30 protein-coding genes are annotated in these 23,792 nt (G+C 52.1%); 29 read left to right on the top strand and 1 reads right to left on the bottom strand.

Annotated features, from left to right (window positions below; genetic code table 11):
* The first annotated feature begins 119 nt into the window (after positions 1 to 119).
* The 29 genes from ACMGGQ_RS12565 (at position 120) to ACMGGQ_RS12425 (ending at position 23,399) form a co-directional block, all read left to right on the top strand.
* On the top strand, positions 120 to 524 hold the full coding sequence (locus ACMGGQ_RS12565) for a putative holin (RefSeq protein WP_049121639.1): 405 nt from the start codon (positions 120 to 122) through the stop codon (positions 522 to 524).
* Positions 521 to 802 carry a phage holin family protein gene (locus tag ACMGGQ_RS12560; RefSeq protein ID WP_000220248.1) on the top strand — a complete coding sequence of 94 codons (282 nt, stop codon included), beginning with the start codon at positions 521 to 523 and terminating at the stop codon, positions 800 to 802. Before ACMGGQ_RS12565 ends, ACMGGQ_RS12560 begins: the two co-directional genes overlap by 4 nt.
* A complete protein-coding gene (locus tag ACMGGQ_RS12555) occupies positions 751 to 1,341 on the top strand; it encodes a glycoside hydrolase family 108 protein (protein ID WP_420290101.1) in 591 nt (196 codons plus the stop codon). The genes ACMGGQ_RS12560 and ACMGGQ_RS12555 overlap by 52 nt, the downstream gene beginning before the upstream one ends.
* On the top strand, positions 1,338 to 1,607 hold the full coding sequence (locus tag ACMGGQ_RS12550; RefSeq protein ID WP_420290100.1) for a hypothetical protein: 270 nt from the start codon (positions 1,338 to 1,340) through the stop codon (positions 1,605 to 1,607). Before ACMGGQ_RS12555 ends, ACMGGQ_RS12550 begins: the two co-directional genes overlap by 4 nt.
* A 4-nt stretch (positions 1,608 to 1,611) precedes the next feature.
* On the top strand, positions 1,612 to 1,764 hold the full coding sequence (locus tag ACMGGQ_RS12545) for a hypothetical protein (RefSeq protein WP_248269890.1): 153 nt from the start codon (positions 1,612 to 1,614) through the stop codon (positions 1,762 to 1,764).
* Positions 1,765 to 2,120: 356 nt separating this feature from the next.
* On the top strand, positions 2,121 to 2,291 hold the full coding sequence (locus ACMGGQ_RS12540; RefSeq protein ID WP_158409082.1) for a hypothetical protein: 171 nt from the start codon (positions 2,121 to 2,123) through the stop codon (positions 2,289 to 2,291).
* 11 nt (positions 2,292 to 2,302) lie between these two features.
* Positions 2,303 to 3,760 (top strand): glycosyltransferase family 2 protein, encoded by a 1,458-nt coding sequence (locus ACMGGQ_RS12535; RefSeq protein ID WP_420290099.1) that lies wholly within the window; start codon positions 2,303 to 2,305, stop codon positions 3,758 to 3,760.
* Positions 3,742 to 4,332 (top strand): hypothetical protein, encoded by a 591-nt coding sequence (locus ACMGGQ_RS12530; protein ID WP_420290098.1) that lies wholly within the window; start codon positions 3,742 to 3,744, stop codon positions 4,330 to 4,332. Before ACMGGQ_RS12535 ends, ACMGGQ_RS12530 begins: the two co-directional genes overlap by 19 nt.
* A complete protein-coding gene (locus tag ACMGGQ_RS12525) occupies positions 4,332 to 4,682 on the top strand; it encodes an HNH endonuclease (protein ID WP_032619870.1) in 351 nt (116 codons plus the stop codon). The genes ACMGGQ_RS12530 and ACMGGQ_RS12525 overlap by 1 nt, the downstream gene beginning before the upstream one ends.
* A 157-nt stretch (positions 4,683 to 4,839) precedes the next feature.
* A complete protein-coding gene (locus ACMGGQ_RS12520; protein ID WP_058679251.1) occupies positions 4,840 to 5,313 on the top strand; it encodes a phage terminase small subunit P27 family in 474 nt (157 codons plus the stop codon).
* Positions 5,313 to 7,070, top strand: coding sequence for a terminase large subunit (locus tag ACMGGQ_RS12515; protein WP_126349044.1), 1,758 nt, complete (start codon positions 5,313 to 5,315; stop codon positions 7,068 to 7,070). Before ACMGGQ_RS12520 ends, ACMGGQ_RS12515 begins: the two co-directional genes overlap by 1 nt.
* Entirely contained in the window at positions 7,070 to 8,374 is a 1,305-nt protein-coding gene (locus ACMGGQ_RS12510; RefSeq protein ID WP_126349043.1) for a phage portal protein, read from the top strand. The genes ACMGGQ_RS12515 and ACMGGQ_RS12510 overlap by 1 nt, the downstream gene beginning before the upstream one ends.
* Positions 8,375 to 8,387: 13 nt before the next feature.
* Positions 8,388 to 9,236, top strand: a complete 849-nt coding sequence (locus tag ACMGGQ_RS12505; RefSeq protein ID WP_063217331.1) for a head maturation protease, ClpP-related — start codon at positions 8,388 to 8,390, stop codon at positions 9,234 to 9,236.
* 9 nt (positions 9,237 to 9,245) lie between these two features.
* Positions 9,246 to 10,457, top strand: coding sequence for a phage major capsid protein (locus tag ACMGGQ_RS12500; RefSeq protein ID WP_126349041.1), 1,212 nt, complete (start codon positions 9,246 to 9,248; stop codon positions 10,455 to 10,457).
* Between the two features lie 42 nt (positions 10,458 to 10,499).
* Complete coding sequence (locus tag ACMGGQ_RS12495) at positions 10,500 to 10,826, top strand: head-tail connector protein (protein ID WP_113787962.1); 327 nt, start codon at positions 10,500 to 10,502, stop codon at positions 10,824 to 10,826.
* The gene (locus ACMGGQ_RS12490; RefSeq protein ID WP_420290097.1) at positions 10,823 to 11,167 is read left to right on the top strand and encodes a phage head closure protein; all 345 of its coding nucleotides are present in this window, start codon (positions 10,823 to 10,825) and stop codon (positions 11,165 to 11,167) included. The genes ACMGGQ_RS12495 and ACMGGQ_RS12490 overlap by 4 nt, the downstream gene beginning before the upstream one ends.
* Positions 11,148 to 11,537, top strand: coding sequence for a hypothetical protein (locus tag ACMGGQ_RS12485; protein ID WP_165472977.1), 390 nt, complete (start codon positions 11,148 to 11,150; stop codon positions 11,535 to 11,537). Before ACMGGQ_RS12490 ends, ACMGGQ_RS12485 begins: the two co-directional genes overlap by 20 nt.
* The gene (locus ACMGGQ_RS12480; protein WP_115465886.1) at positions 11,534 to 11,938 is read left to right on the top strand and encodes an HK97-gp10 family putative phage morphogenesis protein; all 405 of its coding nucleotides are present in this window, start codon (positions 11,534 to 11,536) and stop codon (positions 11,936 to 11,938) included. The genes ACMGGQ_RS12485 and ACMGGQ_RS12480 overlap by 4 nt, the downstream gene beginning before the upstream one ends.
* 32 nt (positions 11,939 to 11,970) lie before the next feature.
* Positions 11,971 to 12,423 (top strand): major tail shaft subunit, encoded by a 453-nt coding sequence (locus ACMGGQ_RS12475; RefSeq protein ID WP_032104401.1) that lies wholly within the window; start codon positions 11,971 to 11,973, stop codon positions 12,421 to 12,423.
* A 63-nt stretch (positions 12,424 to 12,486) separates the two neighbouring features.
* Complete coding sequence (locus ACMGGQ_RS12470; RefSeq protein ID WP_165472975.1) at positions 12,487 to 12,849, top strand: phage tail protein; 363 nt, start codon at positions 12,487 to 12,489, stop codon at positions 12,847 to 12,849.
* A 238-nt stretch (positions 12,850 to 13,087) separates the two neighbouring features.
* Positions 13,088 to 16,417: a phage tail tape measure protein gene (locus tag ACMGGQ_RS12465; RefSeq protein ID WP_420290096.1), complete on the top strand. Its 3,330-nt coding sequence runs from the start codon at positions 13,088 to 13,090 to the stop codon at positions 16,415 to 16,417.
* Positions 16,418 to 16,419: 2 nt separating this feature from the next.
* Positions 16,420 to 16,758, top strand: a complete 339-nt coding sequence (locus ACMGGQ_RS12460) for a phage tail protein (protein WP_058691597.1) — start codon at positions 16,420 to 16,422, stop codon at positions 16,756 to 16,758.
* Positions 16,755 to 17,510 carry a phage minor tail protein L gene (locus tag ACMGGQ_RS12455; RefSeq protein WP_420290095.1) on the top strand — a complete coding sequence of 252 codons (756 nt, stop codon included), beginning with the start codon at positions 16,755 to 16,757 and terminating at the stop codon, positions 17,508 to 17,510. The genes ACMGGQ_RS12460 and ACMGGQ_RS12455 overlap by 4 nt, the downstream gene beginning before the upstream one ends.
* 1 nt (position 17,511) lies before the next feature.
* Positions 17,512 to 18,222: a C40 family peptidase gene (locus ACMGGQ_RS12450; RefSeq protein WP_165472972.1), complete on the top strand. Its 711-nt coding sequence runs from the start codon at positions 17,512 to 17,514 to the stop codon at positions 18,220 to 18,222.
* Between the two features lie 29 nt (positions 18,223 to 18,251).
* A complete protein-coding gene (locus ACMGGQ_RS12445) occupies positions 18,252 to 18,584 on the top strand; it encodes a hypothetical protein (protein ID WP_223861874.1) in 333 nt (110 codons plus the stop codon).
* 55 nt (positions 18,585 to 18,639) lie between these two features.
* A complete protein-coding gene (locus ACMGGQ_RS12440; protein ID WP_420290094.1) occupies positions 18,640 to 19,239 on the top strand; it encodes a tail assembly protein in 600 nt (199 codons plus the stop codon).
* Between the two features lie 52 nt (positions 19,240 to 19,291).
* Entirely contained in the window at positions 19,292 to 22,465 is a 3,174-nt protein-coding gene (locus ACMGGQ_RS12435) for a host specificity protein J (RefSeq protein WP_420290093.1), read from the top strand.
* Complete coding sequence (locus tag ACMGGQ_RS12430) at positions 22,459 to 22,761, top strand: hypothetical protein (RefSeq protein ID WP_071283790.1); 303 nt, start codon at positions 22,459 to 22,461, stop codon at positions 22,759 to 22,761. The genes ACMGGQ_RS12435 and ACMGGQ_RS12430 overlap by 7 nt, the downstream gene beginning before the upstream one ends.
* Positions 22,758 to 23,399 carry a hypothetical protein gene (locus ACMGGQ_RS12425; RefSeq protein WP_047747559.1) on the top strand — a complete coding sequence of 214 codons (642 nt, stop codon included), beginning with the start codon at positions 22,758 to 22,760 and terminating at the stop codon, positions 23,397 to 23,399. The genes ACMGGQ_RS12430 and ACMGGQ_RS12425 overlap by 4 nt, the downstream gene beginning before the upstream one ends.
* Here the strand turns inward: ACMGGQ_RS12425 and ACMGGQ_RS12420 are convergent.
* Positions 23,364 to 23,732, bottom strand: coding sequence for a hypothetical protein (locus tag ACMGGQ_RS12420; RefSeq protein WP_129694340.1), 369 nt, complete (start codon positions 23,730 to 23,732; stop codon positions 23,364 to 23,366). The two genes, ACMGGQ_RS12425 and ACMGGQ_RS12420, sit on opposite strands and share 36 nt — an antisense overlap.
* Between the last annotated feature and the right edge of the window lie 60 nt (positions 23,733 to 23,792).

Raw genomic sequence — 23,792 nt, 5'->3', positions numbered from 1 at the left:
TTACCTCCTATTAGATGGTATGTATTTTATTAAAATATGTATTTTGAACCTTTACAGATAAAAAGAAAACTTTCCCCTCAATTTTTATGAGAGGACTCACGGCAATAAGAGGGGGCTAAATGTCCGCAGAACCGATATCTGCTACGGCAACTGCTGGTGTTGCTGCCGGTACTACCGGAATCACCTTCGCCACGATGTTTCCAGAAGCTACGCCTGCCGTAATGCTTTGCTCACTTGCCGGGGCCGCTCTTTACGTCCTGAGTAGTGAAGACCACAAACTCTGGAAGCAGATACTGTTCGCGCTTATCTCGTTCATTGGCGGGATTTACTGCGCAGCAACAGCATCTGAAATCATCGCGGCGCTTATCAATGCGGCATTAAGTCACCTTTCTCCGCCAGTTGCCGTGAAAGTATCTCCAGCCATTGGTGCGCTGGCGGCCTCAACGGTTTCTGTCACCGTCCTGCTTCGCGTTCTCAAGCGCTCGAAGACAGGAGACTTACCCGGATTGAAGGGGGAAGAATGACGTGGCAAACACTGATCCTGAACATTAACGCTGTTGCATGCATCCTTATCACCATACGTCTGATGTTCTTCAGGAAGCGGAGCTTACGCCGTCGACGTCTGATGGAATTTCTCGCGTATGGGCTGATCCTCGCACCAGCGTTTACCGCTTTCCGCATCTGGCATGGTGATTACGTGCAGGTCGACTATGGAGAGCTGGTTGTCAATCTTGTTGTCTGCATTGCCGTATGGCGAGCAAGGGGCAACATCGCAAGAATCGCAGGGGAAAGCACAACGTGACCAAAGACGAAATATTTAATGCCATCCTCGGCAAAGAGGGCGGGTACGTTAATCACCCCGACGACAAAGGCGGCCCAACAAACTGGGGGATCACACAAGCGGTAGCTCGCGCCCACGGATTCACCGGAGATATGCGAAACCTGACACGCCAGCAGGCGCTGGATATCCTGACGGCTGATTACTGGACAGGGCCACGCTTCGACCTTGTTTCTGAGGTATCACCAGCTATCGCTGCCGAACTGTGCGATACCGGCGTTAACATGGGCCCATCGGTGCAGACCAAATGGTTTCAGCGTTGGCTGAACGTGTTCAACATTCAGGGCACGCTATATCCCGATCTGATTGCCGATGGCTTTATCGGTCCGCGAACCATCAGCGCGTTAAAAAGCTATCTTTCCCGGCGCGGAAAAGAGGGTGAGCTGGTTATGCTTCGGGCCCTGAATTGTAGCCAGGGTCAGCGTTATCTCGAACTGGCGGAACAGCGCAGCGCGAACGAGGCGTTTGTTTATGGCTGGGTAAAGGAACGGGTGGTTATATGACGCTTGAGATGATCACCGGACTCGTTGTAGCAGTATTTGCTGCTATCGCTGCCGCGTTTGGCCTAGGTCATTCACGCGGAACCAGCAAAGCGGAAGCGAAAGCAGACCAGCAGCGCACCGAAGATAACGCAGCGGCAACGGTCGCAGCAGCAGAACGCCGGGTTGAGACAACTAAAGAGGCCAGCAATGTACAGCAGACTGTTAACCACATGCCTGATGACAATGTTGATCGCGAGCTGCGCACAGACTGGACCCGCAAGGGTTGAGGTAGTGGACACGGCTTGCGACTGGGTTAAACCCATTTACGGAACGGATCACGACTGGGATGTACTGGATAAGCAGACGAAGAAAGACATCCTGGCGCATAACAAAGCGTGGCAGGCGAACTGTCAGGAAATGAAAAACAGAGAACAGGCCTTTTAATTGGATTTATTGGACTGTAAAGAATTCCTCAAAATAATCTATTAATCGAATAAGTTGATGAGTAGCTTCGTTAATATCGAAGATTAAAACTATCCATATGGCAGCAAGCAACATCAGGATAACGTAAAGCACATACATCACTAACCTCATTCAGACTGTCCATAGCATTGTTATCGATTATAGATGTCACAAATCTAAGTTACAGACAAGCAAAAATAGGCCTCGTACAGTCGGGGCTTTTTTATGCGCATCGCACGCGCACATCAAAGAAAGTCTTTCAGCTGTGAGCCTGGGCAAACCGTTAACTTTCGGCGGCTTTGCCGTGCGACAGGCTCACGTCTAAAAGGAAAATCCATATGCAATTAGGCAGCAAATCGAAAGCAGGCCTGAGAACCTTCCTTCGCAGTGACGCAATCGTTATTGCAGATAAAAAAGGAAATCCAAGAGTGGTTATCGGTGCCGTTAAGGAAGACGGAAACAAACTCATAAGTGGCAAACCTTCATCTTTTAATAAGTGCGGATTCTGACGGGAGGTTTTATGCAGGTCACTATTGATGGTGTCCCATACGCTCCCGCCAGCGTCGCTTCATCGCGGATCGGCATTGCAATATCCACACACCAGCGCGCTGACGTTCTGAAGCGAGCGCTCGAACAGCACATGAAGCACCTGCCAGCTGGAGCGCTGGTGGTGGTTGTAGATGATGGTTCGAAACCGGCCGCGGTAGGACCTGACGGCGTGCAGTTGCTTCGCCATGAAACATCACTCGGCATTGTTGCTTCGAAGAACGCCAGCCTGTCAGCCCTGATGGATGCCGGGTGCGAACATCTTTTTTTATGGGATGATGACGCCTGGCCCATCGCTGACAACTGGCACCTCCCTTACATCGAATCACCTGAACCGCACCTGGCTTACCAGTTTCTGGATCTGGCCGGTCGCAATAAGCTTCACGACATGGCGGAGCTGTACCGTGATGATAAGCATGTTGCTTACACCGGTCAGCGCGGGGTGATGCTTTACTACCACCGCAGCGCCATCGAGAAGGTAGGCGGATTCGATCCGGTATACGGTCGCGGCATGTACGAACACAGCGATCTCGCCCTGCGCATTCATAACGCTGGATTGACTACGTGGGCTTATGCCGATGTAACTGATTCAGAAAAGCTGATTCATTCTCTTGATGAGCATGAGGCCGTGGAGCGTTCGGTACCGAAACCAGACCGGCAGGCGCTGGTGGAACGTAACGTTAAAATCCACAACGAACGGCGTGATGCCGGGTTTACCGGTTACGTGGAGTATCGGCGGCAGCGTGACGTGGTTATCACTACGTTACTAACCAGCCAGCCAGACCCGCAGCGCGGTACGAAAATGGCCGCCTCACCTGACATGCTGGCTAAATGGGCCTCATCGCTCCGGAATTGTGGCCGTATCGCGCTGGTGGATGAACTGCAGACGGCACCGGCAGACGTTGAGCTGTACCGCGTTCCTGACGTGAAGATGAATGTCTACTTCCGACGCTGGCTGCATATCTGGCAGCACCTGCGCGATCACCCTGAATATCGGTTCGTCTGGTGTACCGATGGTACCGACGTCGAAATGCTTCGCGCGCCGTGGGAAGAAATGCAGCCCGGGACTGTTTACGTCGGTTCTGAACCGAAGACCTACGCCGACACCTGGGCGAAACAGAATCATCCTGAGCGTATCTATCAGGAATTCATTGAAGCGCACCGGAACGATGTGATGCTTAACGCTGGTCTTCTGGGCGGTACCCGCGCTGATGTCATGGCGTTTGCTCACGGCATCATCCGTCTTTACTACAGGATCGAGAGTTATCGTTTCTGGAAGAAAGAACAGGTTGGCGCTGCGGTGGGCGATATGCTGGCGTTCGGCATTGTCGCGAAGTCATTTGCTGACAGGCTTGTCACCGGCCCTCTGGTACATACCATTTTCAAAACTGATGGTATCGGTGGGGAGGCCACATGGTGGAAACACAAGTGAAGTTTGTTGTGGTTGGCCATCATTCCCGCTTTGCCTCAGCAGCATTGCTGGCTGGTGAACTTGGTGCACACCTGCTTATCGATGAAGGGAATCACGGGGCTAACTGGAATCATCGACGCGCGCTTGAGTGGGCTGCCTGCCAACCCTGCCGGGTGGTGGTGCTGGAAGACGACGCATTGCCGGTACCCGGATTCACCGAAAAGGTAACCGACTGGTTAGCGCGCTGCCCAGATGACCTTCTGAGCTTTTACCTCGGAACTGGTCGGCCTCCTCAGTACCAGATGCAAATAGCCGAACGGCTAATCATTGCTGATAAAGCTCGATATGAATTCATTTCGTTTCCTCGGCTGATTCATGGTGTTTGCTACAGCGTACCGCCTCACCGTATAAACCGTGTGCTATCTCGATGGGACAGTGATAAGCCTGCCGATTTTGCAGTGGGTGATGCCTGGGCCGGTTCAGTGGTCTATCCGTGTTACTCGCTGGTGGACCACGCTGACGGCGAACCGGTTGAGCGCCACCCTGACTCAGCGCCTCGAACAGAACGCCGCAGGGCGTGGAGGTTAGCCTAATGCCTGCGTTAATACCGAGGGCATGCCGCAAGCGTGGTTGTCCTGGCACAACCACAGACCGCTCAGGCTATTGTCCCAAGCACCTTAACGAAGGCTGGCAGCAGCATCAGCGAGGGCAGAGCAGGCATCAGCGAGGTTATGGCAGCAAATGGGACAGGCTGCGCCCAATCGTTCTCGACAGAGACAAACACCTTTGTCAGGAATGCCTGCGAAATGGAAGGTACACGCCCGCTGAGACGGTGGACCACATCACCGCCAAAGCAAATGGGGGGACCGATGACCTGTCCAACCTCGAAAGCCTCTGCAAGCCTTGCCACAGGGCGAAGACAGCGGTCGAAAGACTTAAATGATATCAATTCTCATTTGAATCAACCGAGGGGGAGGGCGGGTTGAAAGTTCAGGAACGACGCGCCAAAGGACCGCCGCCTAGCCTCTTTTCACATCGCCGCAGGTTAGAAAACTTTTTTTAGGGGTCCCCCATTCGATGATTAATAGGAGTTTTCGATTATGTCTGGACCACCGAAAACCCCGACCCATCTACGTTTGGTGAGGGGTAACCCATCAAAACGCCCGATCAATGAGAACGAACCAAAACCCCCTTCAGGGGTACCCCCAACGCCGAAGCATTTCGACAAGCAGGGGAAATACTGGTTTAAACGGATGGCCGACGAGCTTGATGCTATCGGTGTGATGTCTCAGCTGGACGCCAGAGCCCTTGAGCTGCTGGTTGAGGCTTATACCGAATACCGGCATCACTGCGACACGCTTGAAGTTGAGGGTTACACCTACCGGACCGAAACGCAGAGCGGGGATGTGCTGATAAAGGCTCACCCGGCGGCCATCATGAAAGCTGATGCCTGGAAACGTCTGCGCGCCATGCTCGGTGAGTTTGGTATGACGCCAGCCAGCCGTTCTAAGGTGAATGCCAAAGGTCCTGATGCGGTTGATCCGCTGACCGAGTTTATGAATGCGAGGGATTAATGGCTAAGGTTGCAGAAGGCATCCGCTACGCCGAGAGGGTGGTTGCGGGGGAGATTATTGCCTGTGAGTATGTGCGCCTTGCCTGCCAGCGTTTTCTTGACGATCTGGCACATGGCGAAGAGCGCGGTATTTTCTTCAGTGAGCCGCGCGCGCAGCACATTCTGAATTTCTATAATTTTGTGCCTCACGTAAAAGGCGCGCTGGCAGGCCAGCCTATCGATCTGATGGACTGGCATGTTTTTATCCTGATTAATATTTTTGGTTTTGTTATCCCACTGGTTAACGAAGAAACGGGAGAAATCGTCCTGCGTAAGGACGGCAGCGGTCGGCCGGTGATGGTTCGGCGTTTCCGTACAGCAGATGTTGAGGTGGCCCGTAAAAATGCCAAATCAACGCTTTGCTCCGGCGTAGGGCTATATATGGCTGGTGCCGACGGCGAGGGCGGGGCGGAGGTTTATTCCGCTGCTACAACCCGTGACCAGGCGAGAATTGTTTTTGAAGACGCGAAAAATATGGTCAAGAAGGCGAAAGCCACTCTTGGGCGGATCTTTGAATTCAACAAGCTCGCTATCTACCAGGAGCAAACGGCCTCCAAATTCGAGCCATTATCGTCAGATGCAAATAACCTCGACGGCCTGAACATCCACTGCGCCATCGTCGACGAGCTGCATGCTCATAAAACCCGTGACGTCTGGGACGTTCTTGAGACGGCCACCGGCGCGCGCCTGCAATCTCTGCTTTTCGGTATCACCACTGCCGGCTTCAACAAAGAAGGCATCTGTTACGAACTACGCGATTACGCAATCAAGGTCCTGCGTGGTTTCAACAGCGATGTGGAAGGTGCAGTGAAAGACGATACTTTCTTTGCCATCATCTACACCCTGGACGAAGGCGATGATCCCTTTGATGAAACCGTCTGGCAGAAGGCGAATCCGGGACTGGGTATCTGTAAGCGCTGGGATGACCTGCGCCGCTTGGCTAAAAAGGCGAAAGAGCAGGTTTCAGCCAGGATTAACTTTTTCACCAAGCACATGAATATCTGGGTTACCGCTGAGTCGGCCTGGATGGACATGATGAAGTGGGAAAAGTGCGAGTTTATCGCCCCGCAGCACGAACTTAAAACCTATCCATTATGGGTTGGTGTTGACCTTTCAAACAAAATTGATATCTGCGCTGCGGTGAAAGTATGGCGGTCACCAGATGGGCATGTTCACGCTGATTTTAAATTCTGGTTGCCCGAAGGTCGTCTCGACAAATGCTCCCGTCAGATGGCCGAACACTATAAAAACTGGGCTCTAATTGACAAACTGATCCTGACGGATGGTGATGTTATTGACCACGCTCAAATTAAGGAAGAACTGCAACAGTGGGTTGCTGGTGAGAACCTGAAAGAAATTGGCTTCGATCCGTGGAGTGCCACGCAGTTCAGCCTCGCGCTGGCAGAGGAAGGTTTGCCGCTGGTGGAAGTGCCGCAGACGGTCCGCAATTTCTCCGAGGCGATGAAAGAGGTCGAGGCGCTGGTATACGGAGGCCGCTTCCATCACAGCAACCATCCGGTGATGAACTGGATGATGTCCAACGTAACCGTCAAACCTGACCGTAACGAGAACATTTTCCCGAATAAGTCCACACCTGAGGCCAAGATTGATGGCCCTGCGGCCTTGTTCACAGCAATGAGCCGCGTTCTGGTTAACGGTGGCAACGACCAGCAGGATCTCTCCGGATTCTTTAATAATCCCATCATGGTAGGTTTCTGATGAAAAAAAACAAACGGCCAGGCAGGGTTAAAAGTGCTCTGCTTAACTGGCTTGGTGTGCCTATCAGCCTGACTACCGGCACGTTCTGGGAGGAATGGTTTGGTACCAGCAGCAGCGGAAAGGTGGTAACGGCCGATAAAGCCATCCAGCTATCGGCTGTATGGGCATGCGTAAGGCTGTTAAGCGAGTCTATTTCAACCCTTCCGCTGAAAATATACGTTAGACAGCCTGACGGTTCGCGTAAAGCGGCAACCGACCACCCGGCTTATTCTGTACTGTGTCGTCGTCCCAATTCAGAAATGACTCCATCACGCTTTATGTTGATGGTGGTAGCCAGTATTTGCCTGCGCGGGAACGCCTTCATTGAGAAGAAATTCATCGCGAATCGCCTGGTTTCGCTGGTGCCTTTGCTGCCGCAGAACATGGTGGTTAAACGTCTTACTACCGGAGCGCTGGAATACAAATACACTGAAAACGGTAACGAGCGCGTCATTCCCGTCAAAAACATCATGCACATTCGCGGATTCGGTCTGGATGGCGTTTGCGGCATGATGCCGATGAAAACGGGCCGGGATGTGATCGGTGCCGCCATGGCTGTTGAAGAATCTGCGGCAAAGATATTTGAACAGGGGCTTCAGAGTTCAGGTTTTCTCTCCGCTGAAAATGCTCTCAGTGATGAACAACGTGAAAGGCTTCGTGGCTACATGGCTGCATTTACCGGCTCTAAAAATGCTGGAAAGATAATGGTACTTGAAGGCGGGTTAAAGTATCAGGGCGTCACCATGAACCCTGAAGATGCCCAGATGCTGGAAAGCCGTTCTTTCAGTATTGAGGAAATTTGTCGCTGGTTTCGCGTGCCGCCTTTCATGGTCGGTCATACCACGAAACAAAGCAGCTGGGCATCCAGTCTTGAGGGGATGAACCTGCAGTTCCTGACGCATACCCTTCGACCGCTGCTGGTAAATATTGAGCAGGAAATTGGCCGGTGCTTACTCGACAGCGATGACGAAGTGTTTGCAGAATTCTCTGTTGAAGGTCTACTGCGAGCCGATAGTGCCGGTCGCGCGGCATACTATACAAGCGCGCTTCAGAATGGCTGGATGTCCCGAAATGATGTTCGCCGTCTGGAGAACATGCCACCGATTGAAGGGGGCGACATTTACACCGTTCAGCTCAACCTGACGCAACTGAAAAATCTCGAAAGCAGCAACCCTGCTGTTCAGGCACTGGCCCTGCGAGAGCTGCATAACCACGTATTCCCCGATATTTCCTTTGAACAATCTCCGCTGAAACAGGCCGCTTAGGAGCACTTTCCTGATGAGCAAAAAACAACTTCCGGTAGCACCGGCGGGTCGCCCCTGCGCGCGCGTTACCTGTGAAACATTACCGTCCGCACTGGACCGCTGGGACGGCGGGATCAAAGCGGCGGCCACCGACGATAACAGCATTTCTGTTTTTGATGTGATCGGGCAGGACTACTGGGGCGAAGGGGTAACAGCTAAACGTATTGCCGGTGCGCTTCGGGCTATGAACGGCGCCGACGTCACGGTGAATATCAACTCACCGGGCGGCGACATGTTCGAAGGTCTGGCTATTTATAACCTGCTCCGCGAATACGAAGGCCGTGTAACGGTGAAGGTGCTGGGCATTGCCGCCAGCGCCGCCTCGATAATTGCGATGGCCGGGGATGATATTCAGATTGGCCGCGGTGCCTTCCTGATGATCCACAACTGCTGGGTATACGCGATGGGAAACCGCCATGATTTTGCAGAACTGGCACAGTCACTGGAACCCTTCGATACCGCTATGGCTGACATCTACGCGGCGCGCTCCGGCCTTGATATGGCCGCTGTGCAGAAGCTGATGGACGCGGAAAGCTATATCGGTGGCAGTGATGCTGTGGCGAAGGGACTGGCAGACAGCCTGCTTTCTGCTGATGCGGTCAGCGACGGCGACGAATCGCCTGCTGCTGCGCTTCGCAAACTAGATGCATTGCTGGCCAAGACCAACACACCGCGCTCTGAGCGCAGAAAACTCATTAAAGCCTTATCCGGTGGCATGCCTGGCGCTGTCACCACCAACGACGGTACGCCGGGCGCTGCCGAAGACATCAAACCTGAAACCATCAATTCACTTGAAAGCGCCCTGGCGGCGTTAGTCAAATAAGGACCCTTTATGTCTGAAGTAAACGATATTCTGAAAAAAGTCACGGCCAGCATTGAAGAGGCAACCGGCAAGTTCAACGCGAAAGCAGAAGAAGCAGTGAAGGAGGCGCAGAAGTCCGGCAAGCTGTCAGAAGAAACAAAGGCAGCCGTCGATAAAATGGCTTCTGAGTTCAACGCACTGCGTGAGGCAGAAAAAACGCTGAAGGCAGCTATGGGCGAACTGGAGCAACATGTTGCCCAGATGCCGCTGGCAAACGCGAAGCATGTTGTGGAGTCAATCGGTCAGCAGGTGATCTCTGCTGAAGCGCTGAAAACCTTTGCCTCCGGGGTGGAAGGTGGCAAACGTATCAGCATCCCGGTGAAGGCTGCCCTGACTTCTGCTGATGTGCCTGATGGCGTTATCGAACCACAGCGAATTCCGGGCATCGATACGGCACCGAAGCAGCGCCTGTTTATCCGCGATCTGATTGCGCCTGGCCGCACTTCCTCCCCTGCTATTTTCTGGGTGCAACAGACTGGCTTTACCAACAACGCGAAAGTGGTTCCTGAAAATACACAGAAACCATACAGCGAAATTGAGTTTACGCCGAAAATCACTGGCGTAAGCACCATCGCTCACCTGTTCAAAGCCTCAAAGCAGATCCTGGATGACTTCGCACAGCTGCAGTCAACCGTTGATGCAGAAATGCGCTACGGACTGAAGTACGCGGAAGAGCAGGAAATTCTCTTCGGTGATGGTACCGGCGTGCATCTGCACGGCATTGTTCCTCAGGCGTCGGCATTTAACCCGGCGTTTACTGTAGAACAGCAGAGCGGTATTGACGATCTGCGTCTGGCAATGCTGCAGGCGCAACTGGCGCGCTTCCCGGCATCCGGCCACGTTCTTCACTTCATTGACTGGGCGCGGATCGAACTGACCAAAGACAGCCTGGGCCGATACATTCTGGCTAACCCTGCGGCGCTGACTGGACCGACGCTTTGGGGCCTGCCGGTTGTAGCCACGGAAGCGGCGGCCTTCCAGGGTAAATTCCTGACTGGTGCTTTCAACGCTGGGGCGCAAATCTTCGACCGCGAAGATGCGAACGTGGTTATCTCCACGGAGAACGCCGACGACTTCGAGAAAAACATGATCACCATCCGTTGCGAAGAACGTCTGGCGCTGGCTGTGAAACGCCCTGAGGCGTTCGTGTACGGTTCATTCAGCACCGGCGCGGGGAGCTGATAAATATTGCGGCCTTCGGGCCGCTTTTTTTGGGGCAAACAGATGCTTGATCAGAATGTGGTGAAACAGCATTGCCGCATTGATACCGACTTTACGGGTGATGATGCTCTGCTGGAGATTTACACAGGTGCGGCGGCGCGTTACGTCCAGACATGGACAAGGCGAACGCTCTATGAAAACCAAAGCTCCCCTGGCTACGCAGACGACCCGGACCCGATTTTACTGAATGATGATGTTAAAGCGGCCATGTTACTGCTGATAGGTCACTGGTACGCGAATCGTGAATCTGTGGTTATCGGTGAGACTGTGGCTCAGGTTCCCTTCGCCGTAGAAGCTCTTCTTCAGCCTTACAGGATTTATGGCCTATGAGTTCTTTACGTGCTGGCGAGCTTAACAAACGCATCAGATTAGAGAAACTGGAAATTCAGCGAGGGCCGCTTGGCGAACCTCTCCCGTCAATCGCGGTGGAAGTTGCGACTGTATGGGCAAAGGCTGAAAACGTATCCAATCGAAAAATCCGCACAATAGACCAGCAGCAGGTGGTTGAAACTTGGCTATTCACGATCCGGGTTCGTCCAGACATTCAGGCTGACTGGAAAATAACGTGGAATGAAGAGGTCTTCACCGTACGCGCTGTTGACCGTAGCAATCATGATCGATGTGTAATTACGGCTGAAAGGGATATACGACATGATAGAACAGGCAATTAAAACTTCGCTTGAACGTCTGTCCGGAATGGCTGTTTATCCTCTCCTGCTGCCAGACAACGAGCAAAACGGCATTACTTTTCAGCTGATTTCAGATCCTGATATCGAAAACGGCATGGTGCGCACAGGACTGATAGCTGGCCGCTTTCAAATCTCTATGTACAAAGTGGGTGATTACACCGGGCTGGTAAAACTGGATAAAGCTATCTGGGCTAACTGGAAAGGCATTATCCACGGTGAGCTTGAAGGTTATCCGGTTCAATATGTCCAGCGTGGAAATATTCTGCAGGACAAGGCGACCCTTACCAGCAACCAAGTTCAGTACAGGCTCATCCGCGATTACGTACTTTATTTTTATGAGGAGTCATCATGATCCGAATGGAGGTGAAAGGGCTTCAGGAACTCGAACGTCAGCTCCTTGCCCTTGGTGAAAAGGTTGGTACACAGGTTTTACGGGATGCCGGGAAAGCGGCTCTTGAGCCTGTTATGGAGGATATGAAAGCGCATGCTGGTTATGACGAATCAGCTAAAGATGAGCACATGCGCGATTCAATAAAAATCCGCTCATCTTCTTCGAAAGCTAAAGGCAATGCGGTTGTTTATCTTCGTGTTGGCCCGAGCAAAAAGCACTTCATCAAAGCGCTGGCGCAGGAGGTGGGGACCGTTAAGCAGGTCGCCAGCCCCTTCATTCGTCCAGCGCTGGATTATCAGAAAGCGAAAGTTCTACGCATCCTTGCGATAGAAATACGCGACCGCATTGAAAACCATCGGTAGCGCTAGCTGCCACCTTCAAAGAGAGAGAAATTATGGCTGACAAAACTTCGCCAGAGTACGCGATGCTGCCTGCTGGCACCGTCGTTATGTGGGGCGCCGCGGGCAGCGACGTCGCAACAATGAAACCCCTCATCAACTGTAAAGCACTGGGTGCTACTGGTCAGACGGGCAGCTTTGTAGACTGCACTACGCTGATTGATACCAGTAAACAGTTTATTTCTGACCTGCCTGAAGGCCCGGAAAAATCGCTGGGCTTTATCGACGATCCAGCCAATCAGGACTTTGCCGATTTCCTCAACGCAGCAGAGAACCGAGAAACCGTGCAGTTTTACGTTGAACTGCCAAACGGACGAACAGCGAATATGATCCTGGCGCTGTCCGGCTGGCAGATGAATGAAATCACTGCCCCGGCAAGTGAAGTCATTCAGATTACCGTTCAGGGAAAACAGAACAACATCACCTGGGGTACTGCAGCGGGCAGCTGATTACCGAAATGCTTGTTGGCCGCCTTCTGGCGGCTTTTTATTATCTAACTCTCAGGAAAAACTATGTCTACTATCGATGTTTCTGCACTGAAATCAGCTCTTCTGAAGCCTAAAAGCGCCGTTGTTACCACAGAAATTTTTGGCACCACCGTTCATCTTCGCCGAATGACTGCTGGCGAACTTATCGATCATGAAGAAGCGCTGCGTGACAGTCAGATCGCCGAAGATGCCCGTAAAGCTTCAGAGCTCAGCGTACAGCTGATTGTCGACTGCCTTGTTCAGCCTGACGGCAGCCTTATCGCAGCTGAAGACAAACCAACTGCAGCAGAGCTGCTGCAAGCGCATGACAACGTGGCGCTGCTGGACGCTATTGCCACCGTTAAAAAGCATGCTATTGGCAAGCTTGAGGATGCGGAAAAAAACTAACCAACTCGCCCTGGCTTGAGCTGATTTTCTGGCTGGCTGACCGCTGGGGCGAGCCCGATCCGTCAAAGATAGCTTCACTCCCGGTAGAAACTCTCTACCACTGGCGCGCGTATTTCCTGCGTACCGGTGCTATTAGCCGTCCAGGCGAGGAGAGTGGGCCACCCCCTGAAACCCCGCCTCCCGCTGCAGTCAGTAATGTTGACGATCAGTGTGCGGCCGTTATGAGAGCATTAATGTAATGGCTGACGTTGCCTCCCTTGCCGTCGGGCTGCATCTCAACGCAGCCAATTTTAAATCTCAGCTGATGGGCGCATACGGCGATGCTGAGAACTCCTCAAAGCGTTTCAACCGTAACGCGCAAGAAGATGCTAAAAAGACAGAAGAAGCCTATGCCAGGATGGGTAAAACCATTACCAGTGTTGCTGGTCGTCTGGCAGGTTTTGCGGGTGCCGGTTTGTCTCTTGGCGCAATCATCACGACAACCCGAGAATACGGGCAGGCTCTGTCCGATCTGTCAGCCATCACTGGTGCGACGGGAACTCAGTTAAAGACGCTCGATGAAGCGGCTCAGGAAATGGGGCGCAGCACGGAATACAGTGCGAGCCAGGCTGTGGAAGCTCTGAAGTTGATGGCGTCTGCTAAGCCTGAACTTCTTCAGACCGCAGGCGGGCTTACTGCGGCGACAAAGAGCGCGCTTACGCTTGCTCAGGCCGCAGGCTCAACTTTGCCTGACGCAACCCGTACTCTCGCACTTTCACTTAATCAGTTCGGAGCAGGGGCTCAGGAAGCTGACCGTTATATCAACGTGCTGGCAGCTGGCGCCAAGTTCGGGGCATCCGAAATCGCAGATACAGCCGCAGCCATCAAAAATGGTGGTGTGGCCGCTGCACAGGCAGGAGTCGGTTTTGAAACGCTGAACGCAGCGATTCAGGTTCTTGCAGAGCGTGAAATCAAAGGCGGTGAAGCAGGTACCGCGTTAAGAAACGTGATCCTGTCCCTTGAGAAAGGCACTGACAAAACACTAAAACCTTCAGTCGTAGGTCTCAGTGGCGCGCTGGAAAACCTGTCGAAGAAAAATCTTTCTACCGCACAGGCTGTAAAACTTTTCGGGGTTGAGAATATCAATGCGGCCTCCGTGCTGGTGGACAACCGCAGCAAACTTGATGCATTAACCCAGGCCCTCACCGGCACCCAGACTGCTCATGAGCAGGCCGCTATTCGCGTAAATAACCTGAATGGCGACATCATGGGGCTGACCAGTGCGTTTGAAGGCATGATCATTAAGATTGGTCAAAGCAGTACCGGCCCACTGCGTTCAGGCATTCAGTCAGTAACCGATGGAATAAACCTGCTCACCGATAATTTCAATGCTGTTGCAAGCGTAGCTTTGTACACATTGATCCCCGTTCTCTCGACAAAACTAACTGCAGGTCTTCGCGAAAACGTAAGCGCCTGGCAACAAAATCAGGCAGCCATAAAAGCTGCGGCTGCTGCCCAGGCTGATGGTGCACGCAAAACGCTTGAATCAACTGCCGCCACCCTTAAGCGAAATGATGCCGAGTTTGGGTACTACCGCCAGATGGAGAAGACCGCCAGGCAGCAAGGCCTGAACGTTAATTACCAGGGGGAGTTTAACCGGTTAATTCGAGAAGAAACCGAGCAAACGAATCTGGCAACCCGAGCGAAAATGCAGCTGGCTGCAGCAAATCGCCAGGTCTCAGTATCTGCTCGGGCCGCCTCGGTTGCAGTTGGACTTGCTCGCGGGGCTTTAGCACTGGTTGGTGGACCGTTTGGCGCAGCAATGCTGGCAGGTTCGGCGCTACTGTATTTTCATCAGCAGGCGAAGGATGCCCGGCAGTCAGCAATTAACCTCAAGGATGCTGTTATTGAGACTACTGCTGCGCTGATGCAGATGTCTGATAAACAACTGGCCGTTAAGCAGATTGACCTGCAAGACCAGTATGAAAATCAGGTCACCCAGCGCAACCAGCTGATCAAGGAGATTCAGGACGCAGACAGCAGGCTTGATAGCCTCGGTGGTTTTGACCCATTCCGACAGAAAAAAGGCGTAGAGGACAGCAAAAAACGCGCTGAAGCTGATCTCGAATCTGTGAATAAGGGGTTAGAAACAACACAGTCTAATCTTGAGAACGTCAGTAAGGCACGGTTTTTGGTCCAGACAGGGATTGCAGATCAAGCCAAATCGCTCGCGAGTGACATCAAAACTATTACTGCGGAGACGGCTAAGGCCGGTGAGGGGGTCACTACTCCGTGGACCGGTGAAGATACTCAAAAGGCCAGGAAGGATACAGTCAATCAGTACCTTCAGCTGCGCAGGGAGATTGAAGAGGCTCATGCAACCAGCCTTGGCAAAATTGATCTTCAGGAAAAAGCCAGCCAGGAAAAGCTAATCGCAGCCGCCCGTAAAAATGGAACCAGTGAGCAGGACCTGCAACGCACGCTGCTGATGAATGCTGAGAATTACCAGAAGCAACGCGCAGAACTTGCTGAGCAGTTCTCACCCGCGCGATCGGCAATCAATCAGGAAAAGGAGGCAAGCCAGGAGCTGAAGTCGCTTCTTGATGCCCGTCTACTTACTGAAAAGGAGTTTATGGCAGCGCGTGTCACCCTTTCACAGGAGACATCGCGACAAATCCTACAGGCCCAGGCTAATGCTATTTCAGCACCACGTCTTGAGCTTGCAGGGGACGTTGATCCGCTCGCCCAGCAAAGAAATCAACTCGTACAGCAGCAAAGCCTGATCGAGACCTATTATCGCAATGGCGCAGTAAGTAAGCAGCAGTACGAAATGCTGATGCAGAAGAGCAGTAAAGATTCTGCTGATGCTCAGTATCAGACCGCGCTGGAATTATATCGCTCACAGAGTGACTTCAATAATCTGGCGATCGGCTTAGTGGAGGCTACTCGGGAGCGTACCACTAATGTCCTGACGGGGCTGTTGACTAAAACCCAGACCTTTAAAGAGGGCATGATCAACCTGTTCTCCACGCTGACTCAGTCGATAATTCAGAACCTCGTCGATATGGCAGCCCAGGCTTTGCTAACTAATACGATTCTGAGTTCCATCATGAGCGTAGGTTCGAGTGTGTTTGGTGCTGTTGGTAGCGGTGCGGCGGCCAGTTCAGGGACAGCAATTGCCGATTATGGGAGCAACTTCCAGTTCAATGCTAAAGGCGGCGTTTATTCCTCCTCAGACTTGAGTGCTTTCAGCGGGCAGGTCGTAGATAACCCTACGTTTTTCGCATTCGCGAAAGGGGCTGGGATAATGGGGGAGGCGGGACCAGAAGCGATCATGCCTTTGACCCGCACAGCTGATGGTTCCCTTGGGGTGCGTGCTGTTAATGGTGGTGGAGCGGGAGGCGACATGGCGCCGAAGGTTTATATCACTATTGATTCAAAAGGTAATACATCCACACAGTCTCCCTCAGGGCTGGAACAGTTCGGTGCTGATGTAGGGCGTTTTGTCGATCAGCGATATAAGCAAAATGTCATGCGTGATATCCGCCCTGGTGGTGATATCTGGAATGCAATGAAAGGAACCCGATAAACATGGCTATCGAAACCTTCTCCTGGAGCCCCAGAGTTAGCCCGACGCAAACCGTTTCGTTCAGGACAAGAAGCGCTAAGTTTGGGGATGGTTACGAGCAGATTTCTGGCGACGGTATCAATCCTCGTAGCCAACAATGGGAAATGAATTTTGTTGGAACTGAGGAATACATTCAGTCGATAAAAACCTTTCTTGACAGGCATGGAGGTACAAAAGCGTTTCAGTGGAAACCACCGCTTGAGCAGCTCGGCTTATATCGTTGTGCTGAGTATAAGCCCACACCGATGGGCGGTGAGAACTACTCCCTTTCCGCAACTTTCCAACAGGCATTCAAACCATGAGTCTCAATGCAGATTATCAGAAGCTTGAGCCCGGCGATGCAGTCAGGCTTTATGAGGTCGATGGAACGGCCTTTGGTACAGGCGAGGTGCTTAGATTTCACAGCTACAACCTGGCTCATACTGAGGCTGAAATTGTCGCAGCAGGGGGAGACGAAAATAATCTCCCGGCTAAATCAATCTGGTGGCAGGGTGAGGAGTATAAAGCCTGGCCCTGCCAGATTGAGGGGATCGAAGCGTCTACGAGTGGAAGCAGCGCGCAGCCAAAATTATCGGTGGCTAACCTTGATAGCTCCATAACGGCACTCTGCCTGGCTTATGACGATATGCTGCAGGCGAAAGTGACAATCCATGACACGCTGGGAAAATATCTTGACGCGATTAACTTTGCCGACGGCAATCCAACAGCTGATCCGACCCAGGAAAAGTTGAAGGTTTTCTACATCGATGCAAAGAGCAGTGAAACGAACGAAGTGGTTGAGTTCACGCTATCCAGCCCGATGGACCTGCAGGGGCAAATGATCCCGACGCGACAGCTTCATTCCCTGTGTACCTGGTGCATCCGGAATAAATATCGCACTGGCGACGGCTGCGACTATGCCGGAACCCGCTATTTCGATAAAAACAACAACCCAGTAAGCGATCCGTCGCTGGATGAATGCAACGGCACGCTGACGGCCTGCAAACTCCGATTCGGTGAAAATAACGAACTCTCGTTTGGTGGCTTCCCCGGCACGTCTTTGATCAGGAGTTGATATGCGTCAGAAAACCATCGATGCGATTATGGCGCATGCTGCAGGTGAATATCCTCGCGAGTGCTGTGGCGTGGTGGCGCAGAAAAGCCGCGTTGAGCGGTACTTCCCCTGCCGAAATCTTGCCGAGGCGCCGGAGGACAATTTTGTCCTCTGCCCGGAAGATTACGCAGTTGCTGAGGACTGGGGTACGGTGATCGCCATCGCTCACAGCCACCCTGACGCCACGACGCAGCCGAGCGAACTGGATAAGGCGCAATGCGATGCAACGCTTTTACCCTGGCACATCGTGAGCTGGCCTGAGGGGGATTTACGCACCATCCAGCCGCGCGGAGAACTGCCGCTGCTGGAGCGTCCGTTTGTGCTTGGACACTTCGACTGCTGGGGGCTGGTAATGAGCTATTTCCGGCAAACGCACGGCATCGAGCTCCACGATTACCGGGTGGATTATCCTTGGTGGGAAAACGACTATCCGGACAACTTTTATCAGGATTGCTGGTATGAGTGCGGATTCCGTGAATTCGACGGGCCCCCGAAACCCGGCGATATGGTGATCATGCAGGTCCAGGCTGATAAGTGGAATCACGCGGGAATTCTGCTGGAGGGAAATATGCTGCTGCACCACCTGTACGGCCATCTGAGCCAGCGTGTGCCGTATGGTGGCTACTGGCAGGAAAGAACGATGAAGATTCTACGTTACAAATCTCTATGCTAACCTTTACGAAATTTCAAAGGAGCATGAAAATGAAAAAGCTATTCTTGGTGCTAGTTATTGGTTTGGCTGGCTGCTCTGTAAACTCCCTCGAATCCCAAAAGCCTATTCTTTCTGAGCACACTTCAAAGAGTGCAGATCAGGTTAACAGATGTCTGGCCCCTAAATGGGTGGAGCTTCGATCTTCAAGTTCCAGCATACCAACTGAGTCAGGTTACAAAATAACAGCTTCTGACGATATTTTCGGGGCCCTTTCAGTGGTGAATATCGATAAATCAGAAGCAGGCGGAAGCGATGTTAAAGTTTACGCCGTCGCGAAAGGATGGAACGATCACTGGGCTACGGCTGCCAGATCATGCCTTTGAAAAGTAAAAAATAATCTAAGCCACCTTCTGGTGGCTTTTTTTATGGAGAAAGAAAATGTCAGAGGTCATGACCCGAATTGAGCTCGGCGGTGTTTTGGGTAAAACCTACGGAAAGGTTCACCATCGATTAATACGCACAACCGCTGAGGCGATCAACTCTCTTACAAAAACTATAAACGGGCTGGAGAAATTCCTGATCACCAGCAAAACAAGGGGCCTGACTTACGCCGTCTTCAAAGATAAAAAAAATATCGGAAAGGATGATTTTGGTTTTCCGGTAACCGGTGAAGTTATTCGAATTGTCCCGGTTGTAATAGGAAGTAAAAAAGCCGGTGTATTACAGACAATTCTTGGCGCCGTGCTCGTCGTTGTTGGGGTAGCCATTGGCTATTTCACAGGTGGCACTCTATCAGCAGTGGGATACGGGGCTGCGAAATTCGGTGCAGCCATGATGCTGGGAGGTGTTGTCCAAATGCTATCTCCTCAACCTGCAGGTCTGGTCAGCAAACAAAGCGCAGATAACCGTGCATCATACGCATTCGGTGGTGTAACAAACACCGCGGCGCAAGGCTACCCGGTACCGCTCCTTTATGGCCGTCGGCAGATAGGCGGAGCGATTATTTCTGCCGGAATTTATGTCGAAGATCAGCAGTAGATAACTAACTTTTTTCTGGCCACCTTCGGGTGGCTTTTTTTATGGGCGCAATATGGCTACAGAAAAAGTGTTAAAGGGCCGCAAGGGCGGCAGCTCAAGTTCCCGAACCCCAACCGAACAGCCTGATGATCTGCAATCTGTAGCGAAGGCAAAAATCCTCGTTGCGCTTGGGGAAGGGGAGTTTGCAGGGCAGCTAACCGGCAAAGATATCTATCTGGACGGAACGGCCTTGGAGAATGCTGACGGCTCCCAAAACTTCAGCGGCGTAACGTGGGAATTTCGCGCGGGAACGCAGGCGCAAAATTACATTCAGGGTATTCCCGGTACCGAAAACGAAATCAGTGTAGGAACTGAGGTATCAAGCGCTACAGCATGGACGCGCACCTTTACCAATACGCAGCTTTCAGCAGTTCGCCTGCGTCTGAAATGGCCCTCGCTTTTCAAACAGGAGGACGACGGCGATCTGGTGGGTTACTCTGTCAATTATGCGATTGACCTTCAGACGGATGGCGGCACATGGCAGACGGTGCTCAATACCAGCGTGACCGGCAAAACGACGTCTGGTTATGAGCGCAGCCACCGTATCGATTTACCGCAGGCTGGCAGCACCTGGACAATCCGCCTGCGTAAGATTACCTCTGACGCCAACAGTGCGAAGATCGGCGACACGATGACGCTGCAGAGCTTCACTGAGGTGATTGACGCCAAGTTACGCTATCCCAACACAGCGCTACTCTACATCGAATTCGATTCCAGCCAGTTTAACGGCTCTATCCCGCAGATCTCCTGCGAGCCTCGCGGGCGTGTTATTCGTGTGCCAGATACCTACGACCCTGAAACACGCACTTATAGCGGTACGTGGACAGGTGCGTTTAAGTGGGCATGGACGGATAACCCTGCGTGGATTTTTTACGACCTGGTTGTTTCTGACCGGTTCGGCCTCGGGCACCGTTTGACCGCTGCGAATATTGATAAATGGACGCTTTATCAGGTTTCCCAGTATTGCGATGAGATGGTACCAGACGGCAAAGGGGGCAACGGTACCGAACCACGTTATACCTGCAACGTATATATCCAGGACCGTAACGACGCTTACACTGTGTTGCGTGATTTTGCCGCTATCTTCCGCGGCATGACTTACTGGGGCGGGGATCAGATTGTCGCCCTGGCTGACATGCCGCGTGATGTTGATTACAGCTATACGCGCGCGAACGTTGTTGATGGTCGCTTCACCTATTCGAGCAGCACCACTAAAACCCGATACACCACAGCGCTGGTATCCTGGTCCGATCCGGATAACGCCTACGCTGACGCGATGGAGCCTGTATTTGAGCAGGCGCTGGTGGCACGTTACGGCTTTAATCAACTGGAGATGACGGCTATCGGATGCACCCGGCAATCAGAAGCAAACAGAAAAGGCCGTTGGGGCATTCTCACCAACAATAAAGACCGTGTTGTTTCGTTCGATGTCGGCCTGGATGGAAACATACCACAGCCGGGCTACATCATCGCCGTGGCAGACGAACTGCTATCCGGAAAGGTTATGGGCGGCCGCATCAGCGCCGTTAACGGTCGCGTTATCAAACTTGACCGTGTGGCAGATGCGGCAGCAGGTGATCGCCTAATTCTCAACCTACCTTCCGGAGCGTCGCAGAGCAGGACCATTCAGGCCGTGAACGGTGAATCAGTCACAGTCACCACGGCATACAGTGAGACGCCACAGGCCGAAGCTGTTTGGGTGGTGGAATCTGACGAGCTCTACGCGCAGCAGTACCGCGTTGTCAGCGTAACCGATAACGATAATGGAACCTTCTCGATCACCGCCGCATGGCACGATCCGGATAAATATGCCCGTATCGATACTGGCGCAATTATCGACCAGCGGCCAATCAGTGTAATACCTCCTGGTAATCAGTCCCCGCCAGCGAACATCGTGATCAGCTCGTTTTCAGTGGTTCAGCAGAATATCAGCGTCGAGACCATGCGCGTGAGCTGGGACCATGCACAAAATGCTATTGCCTATGAGGGGCAGTGGCGCCGCAACGACGGAAACTGGGTGAACATGCCTCGCAGCTCCACCACGTCATTTGACGTCCCGGGGATTTATGCCGGGCGTTACCTGGTGCGCGTGCGCGCAATCAATGCCGCTGAAATATCTTCAGGATGGGGATATTCAGAAGAGAAGACACTGACCGGCAAAGTAGGTAACCCCCCTAAGCCAGTAGGATTCACAGCCACGGGCATTAACTGGGGGATTCGTCTTAACTGGGGTTTCCCGGCAAACACCGGCGATACGCTAAAAACGGAAATTCAGTACACTGCCAACAGTGACTTTTCAGATCCACTCTTGCTCTCAGACGTGCCTTATCCCTCTGCGGAATACACCCAGCTCGGCCTTAAAGCAGGGCAGGAATTCTGGTACCGCGCGCAGCTGGTCGACAGAACGGGTAACGAGTCTGGGTATACCGACTGGATCAGGGGGATGTCTAACGATAACGCCGATGATTATCTGGGCGATATCGCAGACGATTTCCTAACCTCTGCCGACGGGGAACGCCTAACCGGTGACATCGATACCAACATTGAGGGAATACTGCAGAACGCTCTGGCGAACCACGGAACAGTTGAGCACCAGTGGGCACAATACGGAGAAGTGCGTGCCGATATTCTGGTGGTTAAAACGACGATTGCTGAAGTTGATAAGGCAATGGCCGAACTGTCAACGCAGGTGCAGGCGCAGATTGATGATGTTACTGCAGCACTGGAGGACAAACTTACCGCCGTCGTTGATGCCTCTGGCGCTTCGGCTATCTACACCCTCAAAACAGGCGTGAGGATAAACGGCATCATGTATAACGCCGGGATGTCGATTGCCGTTCTGGCGCAGGCAGGGCAGCCGATTGTTACCCGAGTAGGTTTCAACGCTAACCAGTTCGTACTGATGAGTGGCAGTGGCGATACCCAGTATTCGCCGTTCGCTGTGGTTAATGGACAGGTCTTTATCAGCTCAGCGTTTATTCAGGATGGCACGATCACCAATGCCAAAATCGGTAACTTTATCCAGTCCAACAATTATGTTGCAGGGTCGCAGGGATGGCGAATTGATAAAAGCGGGACGTTCGAAATTAACGGCGTAGCTGGAGGGGGAAGAATGCTGATATCCAGCACCCTTATTCAGATTTACGACAGCAACAACGTGCTGCGCGTCAGAATGGGGTTATGGTAATGCCACAAGGTTTGCAATGCTGGGATAGTGCAGGGCGTATTGCTGTAGATCTTACTGATTATGCAATCAGGTATATAGGGAGCACTTCTGTAACGTTTGCAGCCGGAGAAACGGTTAAAGACGTTTACTTTTCGGGTATAACTCAGGATGGCTCATTTATAACGATTGTAACGACGGGAGTAACTGCGAATGAATATTATTGCCGCGCTTTTAATGGCGGCTTCACTGCATTCTATTTACCGATCACCGGCAGTCCAGCATTCACTTTCACAGTTGAGGTTTATAACTTTCAATGAGCGGATTCGAAGTTTACAACAGTGCCGGAAAGTTGCTCGTTGACTCACAAAACAGGTCCACCCTTTTTTATGATCAGCGCTTGCTTGGCGCTGTTACGGATAAAGGGTTTTACCGCGTGGATAGTCCGTTCGGTGACGGAAGTACACTGGGTTTCACCCAGCAACAATTCTGGAATGACGGAACATTGCGATGGCTTAAACTTGATGTGAATAAGTATGGTTTGCCCGGAGCTGAGCTTCTTGAAGACAATGCTGGGAGCATGATTCGCACGACGAGAAACATCGGAATGCAGAGTGGTTACCTGGATGTTTTCGATAGTGCCGGAAACCTCATCTGGAGCGCAGCTTCAGCATCGAAAATGCCCCGGGTTGTTGGCTTCTTTGATGTCCCTGCAAACTATGACCTTCAGAACAATACCTTTGTGTTAAACCTCAGCTTTACCCCGTGGATTCTGGTAAATAACTGCCCCGGAAACCTCAGTGATGATGGAGGGGTAACTGGTTACTCAGGTATTGCTCTGAAATGGACTGGATCGCAATTGCAGGGCCGATACATCTCAAAAAATCAGCGCAGCTGGAGCCAGACACTTCAGGGGCGTGGATTACGAATCCCCATCGCTCAGTTTGTCGGAATTTGATACTGGCGGGACGCGTGGGTATTGAGTAGCGATCATGTCTTGCTTTACACCTTTTGCAGGTTCGAAGCGGTATACGACATCAAGCTTATCTGTTTTCTTATAACAGATATTGCTGATCCGCTTATTTATATGTCGGCTGAAAATGCCATTGCTGCTATCAGAAATAACGTTAACTTTCCTTTTTGCACAGTCGATGTTGACGTGAATATCACCACCAAGTGATAAGCGCGCTGCATCTACTGGGTAATCCATTTTGAAATTATATTCTCTTTCATGGCCAGAGCAGCCAAACATAAAAAATGTTATAGCTGTGAGTAAAAGACGAGTTTTCATGTAATTCCCTTTTGTTGTTATGGGTGAATTTTAATCTAATGATGGGTTTTTTCTCAAACA

Source organism: Enterobacter sp. BNK-13 (assembly GCF_048685015.1).
Taxonomy (GTDB): domain Bacteria; phylum Pseudomonadota; class Gammaproteobacteria; order Enterobacterales; family Enterobacteriaceae; genus Enterobacter; species Enterobacter quasiroggenkampii.
Note: the sequence above shows the minus strand (reverse complement) of the source record. Positions and strands in the feature narration are given on the sequence as shown.